The organism is Pseudomonas sp. LBUM1673 (assembly GCF_059695645.1).
The window spans coordinates 5,232,711-5,256,521 of the sequence record NZ_CP166780.1 but is presented as its reverse complement, the minus strand read 5'-3'; the positions used below and the strand labels follow the sequence as shown (position 1 = coordinate 5,256,521).

22 protein-coding genes are annotated in these 23,811 nt (G+C 60.2%); 14 read left to right on the top strand and 8 right to left on the bottom strand.

All coding sequences use genetic code 11. The annotated features are described in order from the left end of the window. Window positions 1–3: 3 nt before the first annotated feature. The 3 genes from ACA044_RS24120 to ACA044_RS24110 all read left to right on the top strand — a co-directional run bounded on the left by ACA044_RS24120 (window position 4) and on the right by ACA044_RS24110 (window position 3,144). Window positions 4–996, top strand: coding sequence for an NAD-dependent epimerase/dehydratase family protein (locus ACA044_RS24120; RefSeq protein ID WP_497443599.1), 993 nt, complete (start codon window positions 4–6; stop codon window positions 994–996). 117 nt (window positions 997–1,113) lie between these two features. Beyond that, window positions 1,114–1,983 carry an ATPase gene (locus tag ACA044_RS24115; RefSeq protein ID WP_497443598.1) on the top strand — a complete coding sequence of 290 codons (870 nt, stop codon included), beginning with the start codon at window positions 1,114–1,116 and terminating at the stop codon, window positions 1,981–1,983. Window positions 1,984–2,295: 312 nt separating this feature from the next. Beyond that, on the top strand, window positions 2,296–3,144 hold the full coding sequence (locus ACA044_RS24110) for a cache domain-containing protein (protein WP_497443597.1): 849 nt from the start codon (window positions 2,296–2,298) through the stop codon (window positions 3,142–3,144). Between the two features lie 107 nt (window positions 3,145–3,251). Here ACA044_RS24110 and ACA044_RS24105 read toward each other — a convergent pair whose 3' ends face one another. Both ACA044_RS24105 and pobA read right to left on the bottom strand, forming a co-directional pair. Further along, entirely contained in the window at window positions 3,252–4,769 is a 1,518-nt protein-coding gene (locus ACA044_RS24105) for an MDR family MFS transporter (protein WP_497443596.1), read from the bottom strand. A 78-nt stretch (window positions 4,770–4,847) separates the two neighbouring features. Next, the gene (gene pobA / locus ACA044_RS24100) at window positions 4,848–6,041 is read right to left on the bottom strand and encodes a 4-hydroxybenzoate 3-monooxygenase (RefSeq protein WP_497443595.1); all 1,194 of its coding nucleotides are present in this window, start codon (window positions 6,039–6,041) and stop codon (window positions 4,848–4,850) included. A gap of 179 nt (window positions 6,042–6,220) precedes the next feature. On the opposite strand from pobA, the gene ACA044_RS24095 reads away from it, so the two are divergent. After that, the gene (locus tag ACA044_RS24095; RefSeq protein ID WP_497443594.1) at window positions 6,221–7,132 is read left to right on the top strand and encodes a helix-turn-helix domain-containing protein; all 912 of its coding nucleotides are present in this window, start codon (window positions 6,221–6,223) and stop codon (window positions 7,130–7,132) included. Between the two features lie 526 nt (window positions 7,133–7,658). Here the strand turns inward: ACA044_RS24095 and ACA044_RS24090 are convergent. Further along, window positions 7,659–8,564: a LysR family transcriptional regulator gene (locus ACA044_RS24090; protein ID WP_497443593.1), complete on the bottom strand. Its 906-nt coding sequence runs from the start codon at window positions 8,562–8,564 to the stop codon at window positions 7,659–7,661. 114 nt (window positions 8,565–8,678) lie between these two features. Between ACA044_RS24090 and ACA044_RS24085 the strand changes: the two genes are divergently transcribed. After that, window positions 8,679–9,560, top strand: a complete 882-nt coding sequence (locus tag ACA044_RS24085; protein ID WP_497443592.1) for an MBL fold metallo-hydrolase — start codon at window positions 8,679–8,681, stop codon at window positions 9,558–9,560. A gap of 225 nt (window positions 9,561–9,785) precedes the next feature. Next, on the top strand, window positions 9,786–10,400 hold the full coding sequence (locus ACA044_RS24080) for an NAD(P)-dependent oxidoreductase (RefSeq protein WP_497443591.1): 615 nt from the start codon (window positions 9,786–9,788) through the stop codon (window positions 10,398–10,400). A gap of 114 nt (window positions 10,401–10,514) precedes the next feature. On the opposite strand, the gene ACA044_RS24075 is transcribed toward ACA044_RS24080, so the two are convergent. Further along, window positions 10,515–11,396: a LysR substrate-binding domain-containing protein gene (locus ACA044_RS24075; RefSeq protein ID WP_497443590.1), complete on the bottom strand. Its 882-nt coding sequence runs from the start codon at window positions 11,394–11,396 to the stop codon at window positions 10,515–10,517. Window positions 11,397–11,555: 159 nt separating this feature from the next. Here ACA044_RS24075 and ACA044_RS24070 point away from each other — a divergent pair, with 159 nt between their 5' ends. From ACA044_RS24070 to ACA044_RS24045, 6 genes are all read left to right on the top strand, one after another. Then, window positions 11,556–13,193: a 5-guanidino-2-oxopentanoate decarboxylase gene (locus ACA044_RS24070; RefSeq protein WP_497443589.1), complete on the top strand. Its 1,638-nt coding sequence runs from the start codon at window positions 11,556–11,558 to the stop codon at window positions 13,191–13,193. Next, window positions 13,190–14,650 carry an aldehyde dehydrogenase family protein gene (locus ACA044_RS24065; RefSeq protein WP_497443588.1) on the top strand — a complete coding sequence of 487 codons (1,461 nt, stop codon included), beginning with the start codon at window positions 13,190–13,192 and terminating at the stop codon, window positions 14,648–14,650. The genes ACA044_RS24070 and ACA044_RS24065 overlap by 4 nt, the downstream gene beginning before the upstream one ends. Before the next feature lie 218 nt (window positions 14,651–14,868). Next, on the top strand, window positions 14,869–15,972 hold the full coding sequence (locus ACA044_RS24060) for an ABC transporter substrate-binding protein (RefSeq protein ID WP_497443587.1): 1,104 nt from the start codon (window positions 14,869–14,871) through the stop codon (window positions 15,970–15,972). A 195-nt stretch (window positions 15,973–16,167) separates the two neighbouring features. Next, on the top strand, window positions 16,168–17,076 hold the full coding sequence (locus tag ACA044_RS24055; RefSeq protein ID WP_052967302.1) for an ABC transporter permease: 909 nt from the start codon (window positions 16,168–16,170) through the stop codon (window positions 17,074–17,076). Next, entirely contained in the window at window positions 17,073–17,921 is an 849-nt protein-coding gene (locus tag ACA044_RS24050) for an ABC transporter permease (protein WP_497443586.1), read from the top strand. The genes ACA044_RS24055 and ACA044_RS24050 overlap by 4 nt, the downstream gene beginning before the upstream one ends. Before the next feature lie 13 nt (window positions 17,922–17,934). Then, window positions 17,935–18,990 carry an ABC transporter ATP-binding protein gene (locus ACA044_RS24045; protein WP_497443585.1) on the top strand — a complete coding sequence of 352 codons (1,056 nt, stop codon included), beginning with the start codon at window positions 17,935–17,937 and terminating at the stop codon, window positions 18,988–18,990. A gap of 151 nt (window positions 18,991–19,141) precedes the next feature. Here the strand turns inward: ACA044_RS24045 and ACA044_RS24040 are convergent, their stop codons facing one another. After that, entirely contained in the window at window positions 19,142–20,071 is a 930-nt protein-coding gene (locus tag ACA044_RS24040) for an AraC family transcriptional regulator (protein WP_497443584.1), read from the bottom strand. A 335-nt stretch (window positions 20,072–20,406) separates the two neighbouring features. Between ACA044_RS24040 and ACA044_RS24035 the strand changes: the two genes are divergently transcribed. Next, complete coding sequence (locus ACA044_RS24035; protein ID WP_497443583.1) at window positions 20,407–20,760, top strand: antibiotic biosynthesis monooxygenase family protein; 354 nt, start codon at window positions 20,407–20,409, stop codon at window positions 20,758–20,760. 41 nt (window positions 20,761–20,801) lie between these two features. Next, window positions 20,802–21,032: a hypothetical protein gene (locus tag ACA044_RS24030; RefSeq protein ID WP_008010028.1), complete on the top strand. Its 231-nt coding sequence runs from the start codon at window positions 20,802–20,804 to the stop codon at window positions 21,030–21,032. Here the strand turns inward: ACA044_RS24030 and ACA044_RS24025 are convergent, their stop codons facing one another. From ACA044_RS24025 to ACA044_RS24015, 3 genes are all read right to left on the bottom strand, one after another. After that, window positions 21,033–21,662 carry a flavin reductase family protein gene (locus ACA044_RS24025; protein WP_497443582.1) on the bottom strand — a complete coding sequence of 210 codons (630 nt, stop codon included), beginning with the start codon at window positions 21,660–21,662 and terminating at the stop codon, window positions 21,033–21,035. Window positions 21,663–21,916: 254 nt separating this feature from the next. Further along, window positions 21,917–22,117, bottom strand: a complete 201-nt coding sequence (locus ACA044_RS24020) for a hypothetical protein (protein WP_497443581.1) — start codon at window positions 22,115–22,117, stop codon at window positions 21,917–21,919. Between the two features lie 266 nt (window positions 22,118–22,383). Next, complete coding sequence (locus ACA044_RS24015; RefSeq protein WP_497443580.1) at window positions 22,384–23,703, bottom strand: MFS transporter; 1,320 nt, start codon at window positions 23,701–23,703, stop codon at window positions 22,384–22,386. Window positions 23,704–23,811: the final 108 nt, after the last annotated feature.

The following is a 23,811-nucleotide window of genomic DNA, read 5'->3' as shown; positions in this document are numbered from 1 at the left end:
TTCATGAAGATTCTGGTCACCGGCGCAAGTGGCTTCATTGGCGGACGCTTTGCGCGTTTCGCCCTGGAGCAGGGCCTGGACGTGCGGGTCAACGGTCGCCGGGCCGAGAGCGTCGAGCATCTGGTGCGCCGTGGCGCCGAGTTCATCCAGGGTGACTTGAGCGACCCGCAACTGGCGCGCGACCTGTGTTCAGACGTTGAAGCCGTGGTGCATTGCGCCGGTGCAGTGGGTTTGTGGGGGCGGTATCAGGACTTTCATCAAGGCAACGTCGAAGTCACCGAGAACGTGGTCGAAGCCTGTCTGAAACAGCGGGTCCGGCGTCTGGTGCACTTGTCGTCGCCGTCGATCTACTTCGATGGCCGTGATCATCTGGGGTTGACCGAAGAGCAGGTGCCCAAGCGCTTCAAGCATCCCTATGCCGCGACCAAATACCTGGCCGAGCAAAAAGTCTTCGGTGCGCAGGAATTCGGCCTCGAAACCCTGGCCCTGCGCCCGCGTTTCGTGACCGGCGCCGGCGATATGAACATTTTTCCCAGATTGCTGAAGATGCAGCGCAAAGGGCGGTTGGCGATTATTGGCAATGGCCTGAACAAGGTCGATTTCACCAGCGTGCAAAACCTCAACGAAGCATTGCTCAGCAGCTTGCTGGCCAACGGTTCGGCCCTGGGCAAGGCCTACAACATCAGCAACGGAGCGCCGGTTCCGTTGTGGGATGTGGTCAATTACGTGATGCGCCAAATGGATGTCCCACAGGTGACCCGTTACCGTTCCTACGGTTTGGCCTACAGCCTTGCCGCGCTCAACGAGGGTGTGTGCAAGCTGTGGCCCGGTCGTCCCGAGCCGACCCTGTCGCGGCTGGGCATGCAAGTCATGAACAAAAACTTCACCCTGGACATCAGCCGCGCACGGCATTATCTGGACTACGATCCGAAAGTCAGCCTCTGGACCGCCCTTGATGAATTCTGCGGCTGGTGGAAGGCTCAGGACATTCGCTGACACACAAGGGCGGCCCCTTACTGAACCGAGTTCGGGGTTCAGGGTCAACCGGTGCGGCAGCGGGGGTTATACTTCGCCGCATCAAGCCATCACCGCGTTCCACAAAGGTTGACCCTAATGCCCATGCGTAACGATGCCAACGACGACTTCGACGATGTTCCGAGCCTGCGCGCCGACAGCTTCGACGACGATGATTTTCCGACCACCGCTCGCACTTCCGTGCATTCGCGCACCACACCGGTGGTCAAGGTCAAAGGCCCGGGCACCGGCCCTCTGTGGGCATTGGTCGGTGCGTTGTTCTTTGCCTTCGCCGGCCTTGCCTGGTGGAGTTTTCAGCAGATCTCGCTGATGGAACAACAACTGGTGGCGACCCAGGAAAGTTTCGCGCGCATCAGTGAGGAAGCGGCGGGGCGCTTGCAGGACATTTCCGGCAAGGTCGTGGCCAGCCAGTCCAATGTCAACACCGACAGTGAAGCGTTGAAGCTGCAAATCAAACAGCTCGAAGGCAAACTCCAGGACCAGAGCAAACAGTTGGAAAGCAAACTTCAGGATCAGAGCAAACAGCAGCAAGGCGTCCTCGGCCAGACCTCCGATCTGGACAAGCGCCTGGCGCAAATGACCGCGCAAGCCACCGAACAACAAGCGGCCAATGTTCAGTTACAGGCTCAGGTCAAAGCTTTGAGCGGTGAAGTGGTCGCATTGAAGAGCGCACCGGCCGATACCAGCAAAGTCGATGCCCAGCTCAAAAGCCTGGGTGCCGACATCGCCGCGCTGAAGAAACAAGGCAACCCGAGCGCCGCCATCGAGCGCCTGGAGCAAGACATGATCGTGCTCAAAAGCGAGCAGGACAATCGCCCGGCTGCCGCTCAAGGTGGCACCAACACCGCCGAATTCGACGCCTTCCGCGGCCAGGTCACCCGCAATATCAACACCCTGCAGGCGCAGATTCAGAATCTGCAACAGCAGCTGCGCGCCCGGCCTCAATAACCTGATGCAGTGATGCGGCCTGTGTGGAGTGGGGCCTGTGGAGTGGGACTTTTGTGGCTAGGGGCTTGCTGTGGCCAGGTTTTTTTTGTGGCGAGGGGGCTTGCCCCCGTTGGAGTGCGAAGCGCTCCCCTACATTCTTCCAGCTGCACCGCATGCTCAGGTTTTACGACTGCTGCGCAGCCGAACGGGGGCAAGCCCCCTCGCCACACAAAGTCTCTTTAAAACAAACCCCCGCCACAGTTTCCTGAATATTCATACATAGCCCCAAGCCGTCTACGCTCTTGAAACACTAACAAGAACGGGGGATGCGCAATGGGGGTTCTTCACAAGTTAGCCTTGTTGGGCGGGATGCTTTTGCTGTGCCTGGGGCCGGTTCATGCCGCCATGACGGAAAAGGCTGATAGCCAGGCTGCCAAAGCCTTGCTGGAAAAAGCCCTGGCCTATTACCACGAGCATGGCGACAAGGCTTTCGCAGCCTTCAGCCGTCAGGGTGAGTTTGTCGACAAGGATCGTTATGTCTTCGTGGTTGATACCAAGGGCGTGATGCTCGCCAGCGGCGGGCCGTCTTCGGCGTTGATCGGCCGTGATGTGTCCGAGGTGCTTGGGCCGGATGTGCAGAAAGCCTTCAAGGACGCCTTGAAAGTGCCGGAGGGCAATGGCATTCAGCAGGCCGAATACCGCTGGCAGAACTGGGCCGACGGTAAGGTCGAACGCAAGCATGTGTTCTATCAGCGCATCGGCCAGCGGATTCTGGCGGTCGGTTACTACCTGCCACGGGCCTCGCCGCAACAGGCGCAAGCATTGCTCGATAAAGCAGCGGTCGATCTGGCCAAAAACGAGAAGGGCACGCTCACGGCAATCAACTCCCTGAAGGGCGGTTACTTGCAGGATGACCTGTACGTGTTTGTCGTCGACCTGGATACCCGGCGCTATGTCGCCCATGGCACCAACCTGCGGCTGATCAATACCGACTTCAGCAAGATCAAGGACCCGGAAGACAAACCGGTGGGCGAGCCGATCCTGGCGCTAATGGCCAGTCAGGATGACGGCGAATACGAATACCGCTGGAAAAACCCGGTGACCGGCAAGGTCGAAGACAAGCATGCCTACCTGAAAAAGGTCGGGCATTTTCTGGTGGCGGTGGGGTATTACAGCCCTTGATTCGGTGGTGTCCGGGCTGACGTCTTCGCGGGCAAGCCTCGCTCCTACCCTGACCGCATTCCTCTGTAGGAGCGAGGCTTGCCCGCGAAGGCCGCACCTCGGTATTACTATCGAACAGTGTCCTCCCGCCCCCGCAACACTCTATTCGGCATGGCAATCGCCGCCGCCAGCCCCAGCAGCGACACCGCCGCGCTGACCATCAGCAAATGCCGGAAAGTCAGCAGCAACTCAGCGCGCAGGGCGTTTTGCGCATCACCCGGCGCGGCGTTCAAACCATCGAGCAAGACATTCCCCGAATGGCCCTCAGCAATCAGCAACGAGCCTGCCATGTGCGCGAAACTTGAATCCTGCAACAGCGCCAGCAACAACGCCGACATCAACGCCACCCCCACCGCGCCGCCCAGAGAGCGAAACAGATTGGTGGTGCTGGTGGCGACGCCGATGTCCCGCTGTTCCACCGAGTTTTGCGTACCCACCAACGACGTCGGGAACTGCATTCCACTGGCGATCCCGCTGAGCAACATAAACAGGCTGCTCAGCACAAACGCCTGAGGTGCACTGAACGCCATGCCGAGAATCGCGAATGGCATCAGCAGGGCGCCGGTCAGGATCATTGGTTTATAACGACCGGTCACTGAGGTCTGGCGTCCGGCGAAATACGCGCCTATCGGCAAACCCATGGCCAGCGGCAACAGGTGCAACGCGGCGCTGTCGGCACCGGCGCCGGTGACGCTCTGGAAGCGCAGGGGCATCAGCACGATCAGGGAAATCGCCTGGAAACTGGTGAAGAAAATCGTGCACCAGCACAGAATCGCAGTGCGGTTGGCGAACAAGTGCATCGGCAGCAATGGTTCTCGCGCCCGCTGTTCATGCCAGACGAATACGGCCAACACCACCACCGCGCAACCGAGCAAACCCGACACTTCGGCGCTGCGCCACGAATAGCCCTGGCCAACCTCAGTGATGCCCAGCAACAACGCCGTCAGGCCGATGATCATCAGCAATGTGCCGAAGTAGTCGATGATCGGCTGGCGCTGCGGCACTGGCAGCCCCACCAGCGTGCGGTGGGCCACCAGCCAGGCACCCAGGCCCAATGGAAGGTTGATCAGAAACACCCAGCGCCAGGACAGGTATTCGGTCATGTAGCCACCGAGAACCGGGCCGGCCACGCTGGCCACTGCGTACATGCTGCTGAAGTAACCCTGATAGCGACCGCGTTCGCGGGGCGGAACGATGTCGCCGATGATCGCCTGGCTCACCGAAATCATCCCGCCAGCGCCGATGCCTTGAAGGATTCGCGCCAGCACCAGTTGCTCCATGCTTTGCGCCATGGCGCAGAACAATGACGCGAGGGTGAATACCCCCATGCCAAACAGCATCAACGTGCGGCGGCCATACAGATCGCCGAGTTTGCCGTAAAACGGCACCGCCACGGTCATCGCCACCATGTACCCGGAAATGACCCAGGCCAGCAGGCTGACGTCCTTGAATTGTGCGGAAATGGCCGGCATCGACACGGCGACGATGGTCTGGTCCAGCGCGCCCAGAAAGATCGCCAGCATCAGGGCGATCAGCACGCTGCGAATGGCCGGTTTGGGCGTGTCAGGCCGGTTGAGATTGGTCACGGGTAAAACCTGCGGGCAGTGATGGGCCCGCAAGAGGCTAGGCGAGCGGGATGCTCGCCAGTGTAAGTCGGTAGCAGGCTATTCGATAGCCTCGTATGGAAGGCCGACGTAATTTTCTGCAATGGTTTTTCGCCCCGCCTCGGAGTCCACGAAATAGGCCAACTCCGATTCGCTGATACGCTGGCTGAACGCGTCATGGTCGTCGAAGCGGTGCAGCATCGAGGTCATCCACCAGGAAAACCGCTCGGCCTTCCACACCCGCCGCAGGCAGACCTCGGAATACTTCTCCAGCAAATCCACACGCCCTTCGCGGTAAACCTTCAGCAGAATATTAAACAATGTGCTGACGTCGCTGGCCGCCAGGTTCAAGCCCTTGGCGCCGGTGGGCGGGACGATGTGCGCGGCGTCGCCGACCAGGAACATCCGCCCGTACTGCATCGGTTCGACCACGAAACTGCGCAGCGGCGCGATGCTTTTTTCAATCGACGGGCCCGTCACCAGAGAGGCTGCGAGGGCGGCCGGCAGGCGGGATTTGAGCTCATCCCAGAAGCGCTGATCGGACCACTCCTCGACTTGATCCTGGGCCGGTACCTGAAGGTAATAACGGGTACGTGTCGCCGAACGCATGCTGCACAGCGCAAACCCTCGTTCATGCCGTGCGTAGACCAACTCTTCGTGAACCGGTGGCGTGTCGGCGAGAATCCCCAGCCAGCCGAACGGATAAACCCGCTCGAACACCTTCAGGCAGTCGGCAGGGATCGACTGCCGCGCCACGCCATGAAAACCGTCGCAACCGGCGATGTAGTCACAATCGAGTCGCCAGGTTTCGCCGTCCTTGTCGAAGGTGACAAAGGGTTCGGCGGTTTTCATGCCGTGGGGGACGACATTGCTGGCTTCATAGATCGTCTGTGCACCGGCGTCCCGACGGGCGGCCATCAGGTCGCGGGTGACCTCGGTCTGGCCATAGATCATCACGGTTTTGCCGCCGGTCAGCGCCTGCAGATCGATGTGCACGCGGCGTCCATCGAGGGCCAGTTCGAAGCCTGCATGGACCAGCCCCTCGGCGTCCATGCGCTGACCCACCCCAGCCTGGCGCAACAGCTCTACCATGCCTTGTTCGAGGACACCGGCGCGGATGCGTCCGAGCACATAGTCCGGGGTCTGGCGTTCGAGGATCAGGGTGTCGATTCCGGCGTTATGCAGCAATTGGCCGAGTAACAAACCAGAGGGGCCGGCGCCGATGATGGCGACTTGGGTTTTGAGTGTTTTCATTGTTTTTATGACTCGCGAGCTCCACACGGCCACGGCCGGTGAATGATTTTTATGGATCGAGTACTTGCATTTTTCACTTGCGAGTCTGTCAATTGAAGGTGAAAACTGAGCCGATACCTGTACATTCTGCCAATCGGTGCGATTATCGCCCCGTTACCCCTGAGGCCTGGATTGACGTGATGAACAAGCCCGCCCTGCCATCGATTCCGGTGTTCAAACTCTACGGTGAAAGCCTGGACTGGCCGACCCCAGACTTGTTGCACTGTGAAACCATTTCCAAACGCAGCCGCGAACATCAATGGGAAATAAAACCCCATCGCCACGCTGATTTGTGTCAGTTGCTCTTCGTCTTCAAAGGTCAGGCAGAGCTTGAGATCGAAGGTAAACGCTCACAATTGACTGAGCCGGCAATCCTGATTCTGCCGCCGTTATCGGTGCATGGTTATCGGTTTTCCGAGGATGTCGAAGGTTTCGTCGTCACTCTGGCCGCGCCGCTGATCACTCATCTGCAGGCACAACTGGGCAATTCGGTGAATGCCCTGGCGCAGGCCGAAAGCTACCCGGCGGGCCAGGACGGCGAGTACCTCAACAGCCTGTTCTCAGCGCTGCAAAGCGAATACACCGGCCATCAACCAGCACGGGAAATGCTCATGCATTCGCTGGCCAGCGTGATCATGGTGTGGGTCAGCCGCCAGGTGATTCAGCGCCGTACCGCCAGTCAGCGCCCGCAGCGTGCCCGGGAATACCTCAGCGGTTTTATTCAGTTGGTGGAAGAGACTTATCGCCAGCACGTCAAGGTCGAGGACCTGGCTCATCGGCTGGGGATTTCCGTGTCCCACCTCAATGGCACGTGCCGTGAGCTGGCGGGGCAACCGGCGTTGCAGATCATGCACGAGCGTCAATTGCTGGAGGCCAAGCGCTTGCTGACCTACACCAGCATGACCATTTATGAAATGTCCGACGTGTTGGGGTTTTCCGATCCGACCAACTTCACACGCCTGTTCAGGCGTCGCGTGGGGATCTCGCCCAAGGCTTTTCGCGACCGCTTGAAGGCCGACCAGGACACTGCCGATCAGGACAACGACGCCTGAACCCTGTGGCGAGGGGGCTTGCCCCCGTTGGGTCGCGAAGCGACCCCAGCATTTCAATGAGAACACCGCATTCACCGAATTACGACTGCTGCGCAGCCGAACGGGGGCAAGCCCCCTCGCCACAGGGTGTTCGCTACCGGAGGGCGTTGAGGCTCGCGTTGTGGGGAATGCAGCGTTCGAAGTTGCAGCTCGCGAACTCACGGGGCACTTGTCGCAACTGTTCGACGCGCCAGGCGGCCGTGCCATATAGCGCCAGCGTCGCCGCGCAAGTGATGAAAATGGCGAGGTATCTTCTTGTTTTTATGTTCATGGTGTTGACCTCTGAACGAATACCTTTCGGTACTGCTTTGAGCGTAGGTCAGCGCCAGTGAGTTGCCAGCAAAGCGGCTTTCGCGGTTAACGCGATATTCAGAACACTGATATCCCTGTGGGAGCTGGCTTGCCAGCGATAGCGAGCTGCCAGTCAGCATCATTGTTGGATGTGACGACGCCATCGCAGGCAAGCCAGCTCCCACAGGGGATGTGTTTACAGGCCGACATCCCACTCCGGCTCTTCCGGAAATCTCAACACCAGAAAATCCAGCATGCTGCGCAACGCCGCCGGCATGTGCTTGCGTGAGGCATACACCGCATAGATGTTCAGCTGGCGGGGCTCGGCCTGGGGCAGCAGGCGGATCAGTTCGCCGCTGTGGATATGCACGCCGGCCAGGTAGCTGGGTAGCATCACCACGCCAGCCCCGGCCATCGTCGCGCGCAACAGCGTACTGGTTTCGTTGGCGCTGATGTTGCCCTGCACCGGTACCGAGACGGGTTCGCCGTCCTGTTCGAAATGCCAGAGGCTTTTGCCGAAGTAGGAGTGGGTCAGGCAGTTGTGCAGGCTGAGGTCCTCGACCCGTTGCGGCGTCGGGTGCTCGCGCAGGTAAGCGGGGGAGGCGCAGATCACCGAGCGGCAGACCGTCAGGCGCCGGGCGATCAGGTTCGGGTCCAGGTCGTTGCTGGTGCGGATGGCCAGATCGATGCGTTCATCCACCAGGTTCACCGTGCGGTCGAGCATTTGCATATCGATGCTGACGCCGGGGTAACGTTTGACGTAAGCCGCCATGGCGTCCGCCAGTTGCGCCTGGCCGAACGAGGTGCTGACGCTGATCCGCAGCAGACCACGCGGCGCATCGTCCGGCTCGCTGACGGCGGCTTGCATGTCCGTGGACAAGTCGAGCATTTGCCGACAGCGGGGCAGAATCTCGCTACCGGCGGTGGTCAGGCTCAATTTGCGCGTGGTGCGATGCATCAGGCGCGCGCCGACCCAATCCTCCAACTCCGCCAGATACCGGGAAACCACCGGCCGTGACAGGTCCAGGTGATCGGCGGCGGCCGACTGACTGCCCAGGTCCACCACCGTAACGAACACCCGCATTGCTTGTAGACGATCCATGATTTGCCCGCTTTCAGAAACAAACTATGTTTAAGCATCGCATTTTTTGTATCGAACCAGGCAACTAAGCTCTGTCCCATCGCCAAACACGGCATTCGGACAACGGAGCAACAGATGATCGGCTTCACTTCAATCAAACGCATTCTTCTGGCAACCGCCACGCTCGGCTTCGCGGCCCATGCCGCTGCGGCGTCCACCCTGACGCTGGATGTCTATAACCCAGGCACCAACGCCATTTTTCCGGTGACCTCGGTACTGGTCAGCGGCGAGAAGGAAGCGATTCTGGTGGACGCGCAATTCGGCAAAGCCCAGGCCGAACAGGTGGTGGAAAAAATTCGCGCCAGCGGCAAGCAATTGACCACTATCTACATCAGTCACGGTGACCCGGATTACTACTTCGGCCTCGACACCGTCACCCAAGCGTTCCCGAAAGCCAAGGTGCTGGCCTCGCAACCGACCGTCGATCACATCAAAAAAACCGTCGACGGCAAACTGGCGTTCTGGGGCCCGAAAATGGGCGCTGACGTGCCGAACAAAACCATCGTGCCGCAGGTGCTCAAGGGCGACAGCCTGATGCTGGAAGGGCAGAAATTGCAGGTGGTCGGCCTGGATGGCAAGCAGCCGGACCGCAGCTTTGTGTGGATCCCGTCGATCAAGGCTGTGGTCGGTGGCGTGGTCGTCGCCGAAAACATTCACGTGTGGATGGCCGACACCCAGACCCCGCAGTCCCACGCCGATTGGCTGACGACGCTGCACGCGATCGAAGCGCTGAAGCCGAAAACCATTGTGCCGGGTCACTACCTCGGTGAAAGCGCTCGCTCTCTGGCGGCGGTGCAGTTCACTGCCGATTACATCAAGGCTTTCGACGAAGAAACCGCCAAGGCGAAAGACGCTGCCGAACTGATCGCCGCGATGAAAAAACGCTACCCGACCCTGGGTGAAGAAAGCTCGCTTGAGCTGAGCGCCAAAGTCGCCAAGGGCGAGATGAAGTGGTGATCCGCTGAGCAAGCTCACAAGCCAAATGAAAATGTCTGAAGAGTGAAATTTTGTGGCGAGGCAGCTTGCTCCCGCTCGGCTGCGAAGCAGTCGTAAAACCAGCTGATGCGGTGTGTCTGAAGACATGCAGGGGAGCGCTTCGCACTCCAGCGGGAGCAAGCTCCCTCGCCACAATGAGCATTGCCAAATCACTACAAACTACATCACCGCAACTGGAGAAACGTCATGAGCAACATCGCAATCATCGGTGCCACCGGACGTGCCGGTAGCCAACTGTTGGAAGAAGCCCTGCGTCGCGGTCACAGCGTCACCGCCATCGCCCGCAACACCTCGACAATCGGCCAGCGTGCCGGTGTCGTGAGCAAAAATGTGGACGTGCTCGACGCCGCCGCTTTGCAAGCCGCCGTGGCCGGACATGATGCGGTAATCAGCGCGGCGCATTTCTCCACCATCCCCGCCAGCGCCGTCATCGAGCCGGTGAAGAAGTCTGGGGCCAAACGGCTGCTGGTGGTGGGCGGTGCCGGTTCGCTGTTGCTGCCGGGCGGTTCCAGGGTGATCGATAGCGAAGGCTTCCCGGAGGAATACAAGGCCGAGGCCAGCGCCGGTGCCGCGTTCCTGAATACCTTGCATCAAGAAAAGGACCTGGACTGGACCTTCCTGTCACCGTCGGCAGAGTTCGTCGAAGGTGAGCGCACGGGCACGTTTCGGATCGGCAAGGACGATTTGCTGGTGAGTGCAGAGGGCCGTAGCTGGATTACCTTTGCTGACTTCGCGATTGCGCTGCTTGATGAAGTGGAAACACCGAAGTATTCACGGCAGCGGTTTACTGTCGGGTATTGATGGCGCTGCTTAAATCATTCGCGAGCAAGCCCGCTCCCACATTTGATCTACGTCGTACACAAATACTGTGTTCACTGGAAATCTAATGTGGGAGCGGGCTTGCTCGCGAAGGGCTCAACGCGATTGAGCCTGCTCCACCAACCATCCCATCAATTCGCGCAACTTCGGCGAAGGCTCCGGCTTCTCGGGGAACACCAGGAAATACGCCAACCCGGTTTTTACCTTCAATTCAAAGGGCATGACCAGCCGCCCGGCACTCAGGTCATCGCCGATCAACGACCAATCGCCAATCGCCACGCCCGTCCCTTGGGACGCCATCGACATCGCCAGGTCCAGGGTTTCGAAATGCTGGCCCTTGCCGACATTGCTCAATCGAATATCCGCGGCTTTCAGCCAGGCATTCCAGTCCCGTTCATCACGGGTGGGGTGCAGCAACAAGTGCTGTTGCAGATCGGCCGGAGTTTGCAAAGCCAGTGGCCCTTCAAGCATCGGTCGGGAACACACGGGGGTCAGTTGCTCATCGAACAAATGATGGGAGGCCAGTGAGCTGTCCGGCGGCGCGCCATACATCACCGCCGCATCGAACTGCTCGCGATGAAAGTCCACGCCGTGTTTCACCGTGGTGGTCAATTCCACCGGCACGTCCGGGCGTTCCTTTTGCCACTGCAACAGGCGCGGCAACAGCCAGCGCATCACGCAGGTCGGCGCCTTGAGTTGCAGGGTTTCGCGCTTCTCGCCGATCTGCTCCACCGCCTCGTCGATCAGGCCAAAAATCTGCTGCACCCGTGGCAGCCATTCCCGGCCTTCGGCGGTCAGGCTCAAGCCTCGCGCCTGGCGAATGAACAGCTCATAACCCAGATGATCTTCCAGCCCGGCGATCTGCCGGCTCACCGCGCCTTGGGTGATGTGCAGTTGTTCGGCGGCCCGGGTGAAGTTGCAGCACTGCGCGGTGATCAGAAAAGTGTGCAGCGCCGGCAGGGGAGGCAATCGTTTCATTGGGATCCAAGGTATGACGTGAGGACATGGCTAGTATGACTTTTTATCCATTGTTGCGGCTACGTGTCGCCCGTTCCAATGAGGCCATCCCTGGACCTGCCAACCCATCATAAACACTGCGCAGGCCCGGCGTCTCAAACGAACAAAAAGGGCAAAGACATGGCGACGTGCGGCGAAGTATTGGTCAAGTTACTCGAAGATTACGGGGTCGAGCAGGTGTTCGGCATTCCCGGGGTGCATACCGTGGAGCTGTATCGCGGGCTGGCCCGTTCGAGCATCAACCACGTCACTCCGCGTCACGAACAGGGCGCCGGCTTTATGGCCGACGGTTATGCGCGCACCAGCGGCAAACCGGGCGTGTGCTTCATCATCACCGGCCCTGGCATGACCAACATCACCACTGCCATGGGCCAGGCTTACGCCGACTCGATCCCGATGCTGGTGATCTCCAGCGTGCAATCGCGCAGCCAATTGGGCGGCGGTCGCGGCAAGTTGCATGAACTGCCGAACCAAAGCGCACTGGTCGGCGGCGTGGCAGCGTTCTCCCACACCTTGATGTCGGCGGCTGAATTGCCGGGCGTGTTGGCCCGCGCCTTCGCGCTGTTCCAGGCTGGCCGTCCGCGTCCGGTGCACATCGAAATTCCGTTGGACGTGTTGGTCGAAGAGGCCGATGACTTGCTCGCCAGCGTGCCGGTGAACATTGATCGCGCTGGTGCTTCGCCAAGCGCGATCAGCCGCATGACCGACTTGCTGGCCGGTGCCAAACGTCCGTTGATTCTCGCCGGTGGCGGTGCCATCGATGCCGCGGCCGAGCTGACAGAACTGGCCGAATTGCTGGACGCGCCGGTGGCCCTGACCATCAATGCCAAGGGCATGCTCGAGTCCAGCCACCCGCTGCTGATCGGTTCGACCCAAAGCCTGGTGGCAACCCGTGCGCTGGTGGCCGAGGCCGACGTGGTGCTGGCCATCGGCACCGAACTGGCCGAAACCGATTACGACGTCACCTTCGCCGGCGGCTTCGAAATCCCCGGCGTGCTGCTGCGCGTGGACATCGACCCTGACCAGACCGTGCGTAATTACCCGCCGAAAGTCGCGTTGGTGGCCGACTCGCGCAACGCCGCCCAGGCCCTGTTGAGCGCGCTGTCCCACAAGTCGCTGGCCGAGCGCCGCAATGACTGGGGTCAGGTGCGTGCCGCACGTTTGCGCGAGGAACTGGCCGCGACCTGGGACGCCCCGACCCTGGCCCAGACCCGCTTCCTGGAAACCGTGCTGTACGAATTGCCGAACGCGGTGTTCGTCGGCGATTCGACCCAACCGGTGTACACCGGCAACCTGACCTTCAACCCGGAACGCCCGCGTCGCTGGTTCAACTCCTCCACCGGTTACGGCACCCTCGGTTACGCCTTGCCGGCGGCAATTGGCGCCTGGCTCGGTGGCAGCGTCGAAGGCGGCGCACGCCCTCCGGTGGTGTGCCTGATCGGCGACGGCGGTCTGCAATTCACCCTGCCGGAACTCGCCAGTGCAGTGGAAGCATGCACGCCGGTGATCGTATTGCTGTGGAATAACCAGGGCTACGAAGAGATCAAGAAATACATGGTTAACCGCGCCATCGAACCGGTGGGCGTGGACATCTACACCCCGGACTTCATCGGTGTGGCCAAGGCCCTGGGCTGCGCGGCCGAGGCGGTCAACGGTGTCGAGCAACTGCGTAGCGCATTGCGCCTGGCCACCGATCGCCAAGGCCCGACCTTGATTGAAGTCGACCAGACCCAGTGGATGAAGGCGGTGTCGAAATGAGTTTTTCTGCGACGTTCCCGACCACGCTTGATGGTCTGTACATCGACGGCCAATGGTCGTCCGGCAATGAACATTTGCGCGTGATCAACCCGGCGACCGAAGCGCTGCTGACCACCGTTAACGGCGGCGATGAAGGCGCTGTCGATCAGGCCGTCACGGCGGCGACCAACGCTTTCAAAGAATGGTCGAAAACCACCGGCACCGAACGCGGTGCGATCCTGCGCAGAATCGCCGCGGGCGTGCAGGCCGGTCGCGAGCAGTTGATGAAGTTGCAGTCGAGCAACAACGGTAAACCGCTGTTTGAAGCGGCCATCGACGTCGACGATGTGATCGCCACCTTCGAGTATTACGCCGATCTGGCCGAAGGCCTGGACGCGAAACAGGACAGCGCCGTGGCGTTGCCGAGCGATGATTTCAGCGCCCGTTTGCGCCGCGAACCGTACGGTGTGGTGGGGCTGATCGTGCCGTGGAATTTCCCGATGGTCACCACCGCCTGGAAACTCGCCCCGGCCCTCGCCGCCGGTTGTTGTGTGGTGCTTAAACCGTCAGAAGTGACGCCGCTGCCGGAGCTGGAACTGGCGACGATCATTGCCGAGGCCGGCCTGCCAAACGGGGTGTTCAACCTGGTCTGCGGCACCGGTCTGGCCGTCGGCGCGCCGCTGTCGGCTGATCCGCGTATCGCCAAGATTTCCTTCACCGGCAGCAACGCTGTCGGCGTGCAGGTGATGCAGCGGGCGGCGGAAACCGTGAAAGGCGTGAGCCTGGAACTGGGCGGTAAATCTTCGCTGCTGGTTCTCGCCGATGCCGATATCGAACTGGCGGTCGAAGTGGCCTGTGGCGGCGGTTTCTTCAACGCCGGGCAGATGTGCTCCGCCACCAGCCGCGTGCTGGTTGCCGATGAACTGGCGGAAAAATTTGTAGCGCGATTGAAGGCGCGCGCCGAAGCCATTCGCGTGGCCGACCCGTTCGACCCGAATGTGGAAATGGGTGCACTGGTCAATCAGGCGCAATACCAACGTGTGCTGGGCCACATCGACCGTGGTTTGAGTGCTGGGGCGAAGCTGATCTGCGGCGGTAATCGCCCGGCAGATCTGCCACGCGGCTATTTTTTGCAGCCGACCATTTTCATCGACGTGCCCCTCGACAGTGCGCTGTGGTGCGAAGAGATTTTCGGCCCGGTGATCTGCGTGCGCAGTTTCACCTCTGAAGCCGAGGCAATTGCCCTGGCCAACGACAGCCAGTTCGGCCTGGTGGCCAGCGTGGTCACGCGCGACAGCGAGGCCGCGGATCGCGTCGCCAACGCTTTGCAGGCGGGGCTTGTGTGGATAAACGCACCGCAAGTGATCTTCCCGCAGACCGCCTGGGGTGGCTACAAACAGAGCAGCATCGGCCGCGAATTAGGGCCGTGGGGTTTGCAGGCGTTCCAGGAAATCAAACACGTGATTCGGGCCGTCTGAAGGCACGAAAAAGGTGAGTGCATGCCTCTTGATGAGGCATGCACTGGTGTCATGGCTTCAATGAGTTTTTATCGATAGTCAGGTGTTTTGCTCGACCTCAGGATGAAGCTGTCGGCGCCGCTCTTGCCCTTTGAAACCGGGGGCTTGGAGCTGATCTGACCGCGCGGATGCAAGGGTTGCGACCAACCTCATACTTAAAAAAACAAAGGGAGTCCTTCATGGGCGAGCACGATCTGAACAGACGTCAATTCATCAAAACCGTGGGCGTGGCGTCCGTAGCTGCGGCGGCCATGAGCATGCCGTTCATCAAGGCCAATGCCAGCGATACACGCTTCCAGGGCAAGACCCTGCGCCTGCTGACCTGGTCCGATGACACTGGCCTTGCCGCATTGCGCAATATCGCGGCGACCTTCGAAGACAAGTACGGCTGCAAGGTCATCGCTGACCGCACCGGCAGCACCTCGGAAATGGTTGCCAAACTCAAGGCCGCCGGTGATCGCCCGCAGTACGACATCATCACCCTGGCTGGCGTCGGCGCCGAAGGTCTGGCCGCCGCCGGGCTGCTGGAAAAACCTGATCTCAACCGCATCCCCAACCTGGTCGATGTGCCGGAGAAATACCGCACCGGCGCCAACGGTCACGGCATCGGTTATCTGCTGTGGTGCAACAGTCTGGTCTACAGCACCCGCACCATCAAAGAGGCGCCGGACAGCTACGCCGCCCTGTGGGACGCAGACCTGTCGCCGAACATCTTCCTGCCGCCGCCGAACTGGACCGAGGCCATGGACCTGATCATCATCGCCGCCAAACTGGCCGGTGGTGACGAACACAACATTGAGCCGGGCTTCAAGAAACTCGCCGAGCTGAAAGATCGCGTCGTGACCTTGGGCGAAAACCCGAACCAGATCGCCGAGCTGTTCCGCACCGGTTCTCTGGACATGGGTGGCCTGTATGCGCCGGCATTTTTCCCGAAACAGATTCGCGATCCGGCCTACGGTCTGGGCGCCACGTTCGGCATGAAGGAAGGCTTCTACACCGACCTGATGCTGTCGGTGATGCCGAAAAATCGCCCGGGCGATATCGATTTGGCCTATGCCTTCATCAACCACTCTCTGGACCCGCTGGTGCAGGGCAAGATGGCCGAAGACATCTACAACGGCCCGGTCAACGCCAAGGCGATCATCTCCGCCGAAGCGCGCAAGAGCCCCTACATCCTCACGCCGGAGCAGATTGCCGAGAAGGCGATCATGCACGACAACGCCTTCCTGGCCACCGTGCATGACCAATGGATTCGTCGTTACACGGAAATCTTTTCTTCCTGATCGAGTGGCGAACACCGGTCCTTTGGAGCACCACAAACCCAATGTGGGAGCGGGCTTGCTCGCGAATGCGGTGTGACATTCAACATTGATGTCGACTGACACGGCCCCTTCGCGAGCAAGCCCGCTCCCACAGGGTTCAACGTGGTTTCGAGGCCTGTGTTCGCTCAGCTGCTTTCCATTGACGAGACCCTTGCTATGGAACATCAACCTCTGACCCATCCGGTAAGCGCCGCACCAGTGCGCATCAATCGGGGTGTCTCACCGACGGCACGCGCCTGGTTTTTCCTCTCGCCGTCGATGCTGTTTCTCGGTGTGCTGATTGCCGCGAGCCTCTTGGTGCTGCGCATGAGCGTGGGCACCAAAGGCGCGGAGTGGACCGGGTTCAGCCTGGCCAGTTATGCCCAATTGCTGGAACCCTATTACCTCAAATCCTTGCTGCTGACATTGCGCCTGGCGCTGATCAGCGCGGTGATTGCGGTGCTGCTGGCGATCCCGGTGGCCTACACCATGTCGCGGCTGACCTCACCGTTTGTGCGCCGGATCTTCCTCGCGGCGGTGCTGCTGCCGTTGCTGGTCAACCTGCTGCTGCAAAGCTACGGCTGGCTGGTGATTCTCGGCCCCGGCGGCATGCTCAATCAGGCGCTGATGGGCCTGGGCCTGATCAAGCGCCCGATCATGCTGTTGTACAACCAGAACGGCGTATTGATGGGGCTGGTGCAAACCGCGTTCCCGTTGGCCGTGCTGCCGATTGCCAGCGCCATGCGCGGCGTCGCCCGCACTTACGAAGAAGCCGCTGCCACCCTCGGTGCCAGTCGCTTGCAGGTGTTTCGCCAGGTGGTGTTGCCGATGAGTTTGCCGGGGATCATCACTGGCGCGACGCTGGTGTTCGCCTACAACGCCAGCAGTTTTGTGGTGCCGCTGCTGCTCGGTGGTCGGCGTGTGCCGATGCTGGCGGTGATGGTGCATGACCAGATCGCTCCGCTGATGAACTGGCCCGCCGCGTCCGCTGCCGGTGTGGTGCTGATCGTCACCACCCTGGCGATCATGACCTTGTCCGAATACATCACTGGCCGTCGTCGGCGCATGCTGGAGGCTTCCCAATGAGCACCCTGATCAAGAAGCGCCACTCACTGCTGCCGGGCGATACCGGCAAGTTCGCCGGCATCCTGTCGGGCTTCATTTTGCTGCTGGCGGTGTTGCCGATCCTGACCATGATCGTCATGTCGTTCAGCGGTGCGTCGAACCTCGACTTCCCGCCCAGCAGCTACAGCTTGCAATGGTACAAAGCCGCCTGGAACACCTTCGTCTCGCCAGACTCCAGCGATGTGCTGAGCCTCGGCAAAGCCATGACCACCAGCCTGATGGTGGCCTGCCTCACCATGATTTTCGCGACGATTATCGCGGTGCCGGCAGCCTACGCGCTGACCCGTTGCGAGTTCCGCGGTAAAGCCGTGGCGCTGCAACTGATGTCGCTGCCGCTGGTGTTCCCGATGGTGGTGTTGGGGTTGGCCTTGCTGCTGGTGTTCGACAGCCTGCCGTTCCAGATCACCACCTCGCGACTGGTGATTGCCCACGTGATTCTGGCGCTGCCGTTCGTGGTGAAAAACTGCACTGCGGCGATGCTCTCCATCGGTAGCGAAGTCGAAGAGGCCGCGCAAATGCTCGGCGCTTCACCGTTGCGGGCGATTGTCGATGTGGTGGTGCCGCTGATGAAGTCGGGAATTCTGGCGGGCATGCTGCTGGCGTTCATCGTCTCGTTCAACGAATTCACCGTGACCTATTTCCTCTACACCATCGACGTCATGACCGTGCCGATCTGGATGTACAGCCGCACCGTGTCTTCGCTCGACCCTACCGTTTTCTCGTTTGCCGTGCTGATCGTGCTGATCGACTTCGTCCTGATCTGGGCGTTGGAGAAGCTGGTTGGTGAAGGCGGCGTTTCCTTTTGATTTGAGGTGCAACATGACTGGTCTGATTCTGGAAAACGTCGAGAAACATTACGGCTCGGCTTGCGCGGTAAAAGATGTGAACCTGCATTTGCCCGAGGGCAAACTGGTGTGTTTTCTCGGCCCTTCGGGTTGCGGCAAAACCACCTTGTTGCGCATGATCGCGGGGCTTGAAACCCTGACCGGTGGCGAGATTCGCCTGGACGGTGAAGACATCGGCCATACGCCGGCGCATCAGCGCAATTTCGGCATGGTGTTTCAATCGCTGGCGCTGTTTCCGCACATGACTGTGGGGGAGAACATCGCTTATCCGCTGAAACTGCGCGGGGTCAGCAAGGCTGACCAGCAGGCGCGGGTGGTGGAGTTGCTGGCGCTGATTCAGTTGCAGGAAATGATTGATCGCCCGGTGGCGAAACTCTCTGGCGGTCAGCGTCAGCGCGTGGCGATTGCCCGGGCGATTGCCAACCACCCGAAAATCCTCCTGCTCGATGAACCACTGTCGGCGCTGGACGCCAAGTTGCGCGAGTCGATGCAGGTGGAAATCCGTCAGCTGCAACAGCGTTTGAACATCACCACCATCATGGTCACCCACGACCAGCGCGAAGCCATGACCATGGCCGATATCGTCGTGGTGCTGGGCGAGCATCGGGTGCAGCAGGTGGGTACGCCGATTGAAATCTATCGGCATCCGGCCAATGAGTTCGTTGCGGACTTTATTGGTTCGGGGAATATTTTTCCGGCCACGGCGCTGGGCAACGGCAAGATCGGGCTACCCGGTGGCGATGCACTGGAAGTGCCGATCTGCAGCAGCATTGTGGTGGGGGAGAAGGTGAAAATGCTGATTCGCCCTGAGGATCTGCAACTGTCGCACCCCCAGGCCACGGCGGGGAATCGCTTGCTCGGGAAGGTGACCTTTGTGCGGGATATTGGCGCGACGATTGAAACCACTGTCGAGTGTTCCGGGGTGTCGTTTACCGCGTTGAGTACACCGTGTCAGGGGGTTGGGTTGAACATTGGCAATCCGGTGTCGGTGACGTTGCCGGCGGAGGCTTGCCGCGTGTTGAGCGCCTGACTTTAGAGGTGGGTCGCCTTTGCCGGCCTCTTCGCGAGCAAGCCCGCTCCCACATTGGATCTGCGGTGTTCACTTATTTTGTGTCCACCAAATCCCCTGTGGGAGCGGGCTTGCTCGCGAAGGCGTCAGTAGCCGCACCGAAAAAGTCAGATCAAACCGACAACCGCAACCGCGCCAAATCCCGGAGCGGCGGTGCCCCGAACAATCGGCTGTACTCACGGCTGAACTGAGAGGGGCTTTCATACCCCACCCGGTAACCCGCCGCCGACGCTTCCAGCCCTTCGGCCAGCATCAACCGCCGTGCCTCTTGCAGGCGCAACTGCTTCTGATACTGCAGCGGACTCATCGCCGTCATCGCCTTGAAGCGGTGATGCAGTGTCGACACGCTCAAGTTCACTTCCCGCGCCAGATCATCAATGCGCAGCGGTTGCTCATAATTGCCATTGAGCCATTTGATCGCCTGGCTGATGCGATGGCTCTGGCTGTTGGCGATGGCAATTTCATACAGCCGATGACCCTGCTGGCTGCGCAACAGCCGATACAGAATCTCCCGGCGAATCAGCGGCGCCAGCATGGCGATGTCTTTGGGGGTGTCCAGCAAACGCGCCAGACGCAGCACGGCGTCGAGCATTGCCGAGTCGATCTGCTCGACATACAGCCCGCGGCCGGTGGGCCGTGTGGGCACGCCAATGGGACCGGCATCAGCAATCAGCGCAGTGATTTCTGCCGGGTCGATGTCCAGCCGCACGGCGAGTATCGGCTCCTCGGGCGAGACATTCACCACCCGCCCGCTCAAAGGCATCGAGACCGACACCACCAGGTAATTCAACGGGTCGTAATTAAAGTATTCATCCGCCAGCCGTACTTCCTTGCGCCCCTGGGCCATGATGCACAGGGCCGGTTGCGCCAGCACTGGGGCGAACTCATGGTTTTTACTGTGGCGCGACATGAACAGCGAACCGACGGCAGTGGCATAAGTGCCATCCTCTATGGTGTTACGGCGGATGAGGGCGGCCAGTTCCGCGCGCTGTTTTTCCATGTCGGCATCCAGCGGGGCTTGAAAATGATCGAGCGACGACATGCAGGGCATCCTCGGTGACGCGTTGGTAATGGGCTGAGCTTAAATTTGTGCAAGGGACAGCGGTAGACACATCCTGCCCAAAGCTTGCCTGATTCTGCACGGGGTGAATACGCGGGGCTGCTATGGCAGGGCAGCGCCGGGAAAACTTGCTTGAAAGTCGTGTTGCAGCGGTGTGACATTGTTTTACATGCTGTCACAGGCGTTTGGTGCAGCCGCGCAGGATTGTGCAACAAGCCGGCAGGAATCGACTAACGACGACCGTGGCGCGCCGCCTAATCTTGGATCCTGTCGCAGCCCGTCCCCGGCTGCCACTGGATGACCTGGGAGGGTTGAACATGTCTACGCAGATCCCCGTCAGTCATATGGCCTTCGTCCGCGCCCGCGCCGGGCGTTCGGCAGAACTCGGTGCACGTCTGAGCGCCCTGATCGAGCCATCGCGCAACGCGCCGGGTTGCCTGAGCTTCGCCCTGCAGCACTCGCAATGCGATCCAGAGCTGTGGCTGGTGTCCGGTTTCTGGGACAACCAACAGGCCATGACCGCTTACTTCGGCAGCCCGGCGATGCAGGTTTTTGCCGAGCTGGTGCAGGAGCTGGTGGTCAACAGCCTGGATTTCCATACCTTCAAGGATGTCTCGGCGGCCCAGGCCCTTGGTCAGTCCCAGGCAGCGGTACACAAACTCGCCGGTTGAGGGTTTAATGGCGCAATTCTCCATTAGCCAGGATCCGCGACATGGCACGCAAAGCCTTTGAACACTTCGAAGCCGTTTCAGCAGTAGTACCGGGCGAGGGCGGTTACCATGCCGCGATTGCCGTCAAAGCCCTCGGCGGTTCCGGTGCCCCGACTTTTCACAAAGTGCTGGAAGGCCAGACTTTCAAGACCGCTCATGAAGCCGACGAGGCCGCAGCCAAAGAGCTGACCCGCCTCAAAGACGTTAAAGAAGACGCCGACCTGCTCTGGTAATTACTTGACCGCCCCCGGGCGGAACATCTTGAACAGTGCCTCTGGCCCCAGCTGAAAATAATCCGCCGGCCCGCCGCCGCGCAGAATCGGTTCTGCCGCGGCGGTGTCGTACACCCCCTCTTTCAACAGCCATTTGGCGATGTGCACGGCAACCACTTCGCCGAGAATCAGCCAGCTCGGCACCACTTCCTTGTTTGCGCGCTGCAACTGAATGATCTGCGTGACCTTGCACTCGAAGGACACCGGGCTTTCGGCAACCCGTGGCACCTGAATGATTTTCGACGTGGCGGTGGTCAGCCCGGACAGTTCGAATTCATTGACCTCAGGCCCGACCATGGCGCAGCTCTGGTTCATCTGCTCGGCCAGTGGGCGGGTCGCCAGGTTCCAGGCGAATTCGCCGGTCTGCTCGATGTTGTTCAAACTGTCTTTGCGCCCGACACTGGAAAACCCAATGATCGGCGGGATGTAGTTGAAGGCGTTGAAAAAGCTGTAGGGCGCCAGGTTCAGGCGGCCATTGGCATCCTGGGAGGAAATCCAGCCGATAGGGCGCGGGCCGACGATGGCGTTGAACGGATCATGCGGCAGGCCGTGGCCATTGGCGGGTTCGTAGAAGTGGATGTCGTCGGGCATGAACGGGGTTCCTGAGGCTTTGTTTCGGGATTGATCATAGTGCAAGGACGAGCGGGTTATTTCCAGCGATGAGACCTAATGTGGGAGCGGGCTTGCTCGCGAAAGCGGTGTATCAGTCAGCATCCTTGTTGAATGTTAAGCCGCTTTCGCGAGCAAGCCCGCTCCCACATTGTTTTGTGTCGAGCCTGGCATTTTACTTTCCCCCAGAAACGACTAAGCCCGGCGAAGGCCGGGCTGTGGTGTTGTATTGGGGATCAGTTGGTGCGGGCAGCGTCGGTGTGGTCGGCGCCGTTGGTAGCGACTTTGGCTGCGTCGCTGCGGTCGTGGCCATTGGAAGCGACAACATTGCTGTCAGCGGTTGAAACGGCGGAACCGGTGCGGTCGTAACCGTCGGCGGCGAAGGTATTGGCGGCCAGCACGGAGAGGGTCAGGGCGAGAATCAGTCGGGTTTTCATGGTGGTAGCTCCAGGTTCATTTGCACATTGATCAGACGGGTGCAGGATGAGTCCTGGGCATTAACCAGCGATTAATCGCGCTCTTTTGCGTGAGTGACGGGCGGGGATGATTGTGGGAGGGAAGCAGGAAGTTGCAAAGTTGTCTTGAAACCGAGTAGCGGCCATCGCGAGCAGGCTCGCTCCCACATTGGATCTGCGTACACCAGACCTTTGTGGGAGCGAGCCTGCTCGCGATGGGGCCTTAACAGCCACCATCAATCTTGCTGTCAGTTCGTCTCGATCCGCGAGTGTTTGCGGGTGTCTTTCATGGTGATGTACACCAGCAACGACACCGCGATGCACGCCGTGACATACCAGTAGTAACCGGTTTCCATGCCAATGCTCTTGAACCACAGCGCGATGTATTCAGCGGTACCGCCGAAGATCGATACAGTCAGCGCGTACGGCAAACCAACACCCAGGGCGCGGATCTCGGTCGGGAACAGTTCGGCTTTGACCACCGCGTTGATCGAGGTGTAGCCGCTGACGATGATCAGCGCCGCCATGATCAGGAAGAACGCGCCCCACCAGGTCTGGATGGTGTGCAGGGTGGTCAGGATCGGTACGGTGAACAGCGTCCCCAGAATACCGAAGGCGATCAGGATCGGCCGACGACCGACTTTATCCGACAGCCCGCCGATGATCGGTTGCAGGCACATGAACAGGAACAGCGTGGCCGCGGAAATCGTGGTGGAGTCGGAAATGCTCATGCCGACGGTGTTCACCAGGTATTTCTGCATGTACGTGGTGTAGGTGTAGAACGCCAGCGTGCCGCCCATGGTCAGGCCGACCACGGTCATCAGTTCCTTGGGGTGGCGCATCAAGGTGCGCATCGCGCTTTCCTTGGCTTTCTCTTTCTTGGTGAACGACTCGGTTTCTTCCATGCCACGACGCAGGTACAGAGCGACCACGGCACACAGCGCACCGATGGCGAACGGAATGCGCCAGCCCCAGGCGTACAGCTCTTCAGTGGTCAGGGTCTGTTGCAGCACGATCAACACCGCCAGGGCGATGAGCTGGCCGGAGATCAACGTCACGTACTGGAAACTGGAGTAAAAGCCGCGACGTTCCTTGGTCGCCATTTCGCTGAGGTAAGTGGCCGAGGTGCCGTACTCACCCCCGACCGACAAACCTTGCAGCAGGCGGGCGAACACCAGCAGGATCGGCGCGCCGATGCCGATGGTTTCATAACCCGGGCTCAGGGCGATCAGCAGCGAGCCGAAGCACATCAGGTACACCGAGGCCATCAACGCACGTTTGCGACCGGCCTTGTCGGCGTAGAGCCCCATCAACCAGCCACCGATCGGGCGCATCAGGAAGCCCACGGCGAAGATCGCGGCGGTGTTGAGCAGTTGGGCGGTGGTGTCGCCTTTGGGGAAGAAGGCTTTGGCGAAGTACAGGGAGAAGGCGGCATAGACGTACCAGTCGTACCACTCGACCATGTTGCCGACAGAGCCGCTGAAGATCGATTTGATCCGGCTGGCGGTGGTTCTTTCTTTAGCCGGCACGGCAGCCGACCCAAGAGGCAGGGCGTTGGAGTTATCCATTGAAGGATCCTTCGTTTAATTGTTTTTGTGGAGCGCGTTTAAACGCAGCCTGCTTGGGCTATAGCAGGAGCTGTGCCAAGGGGTGGAGGGCCGGTTTAGAGGGGGTGG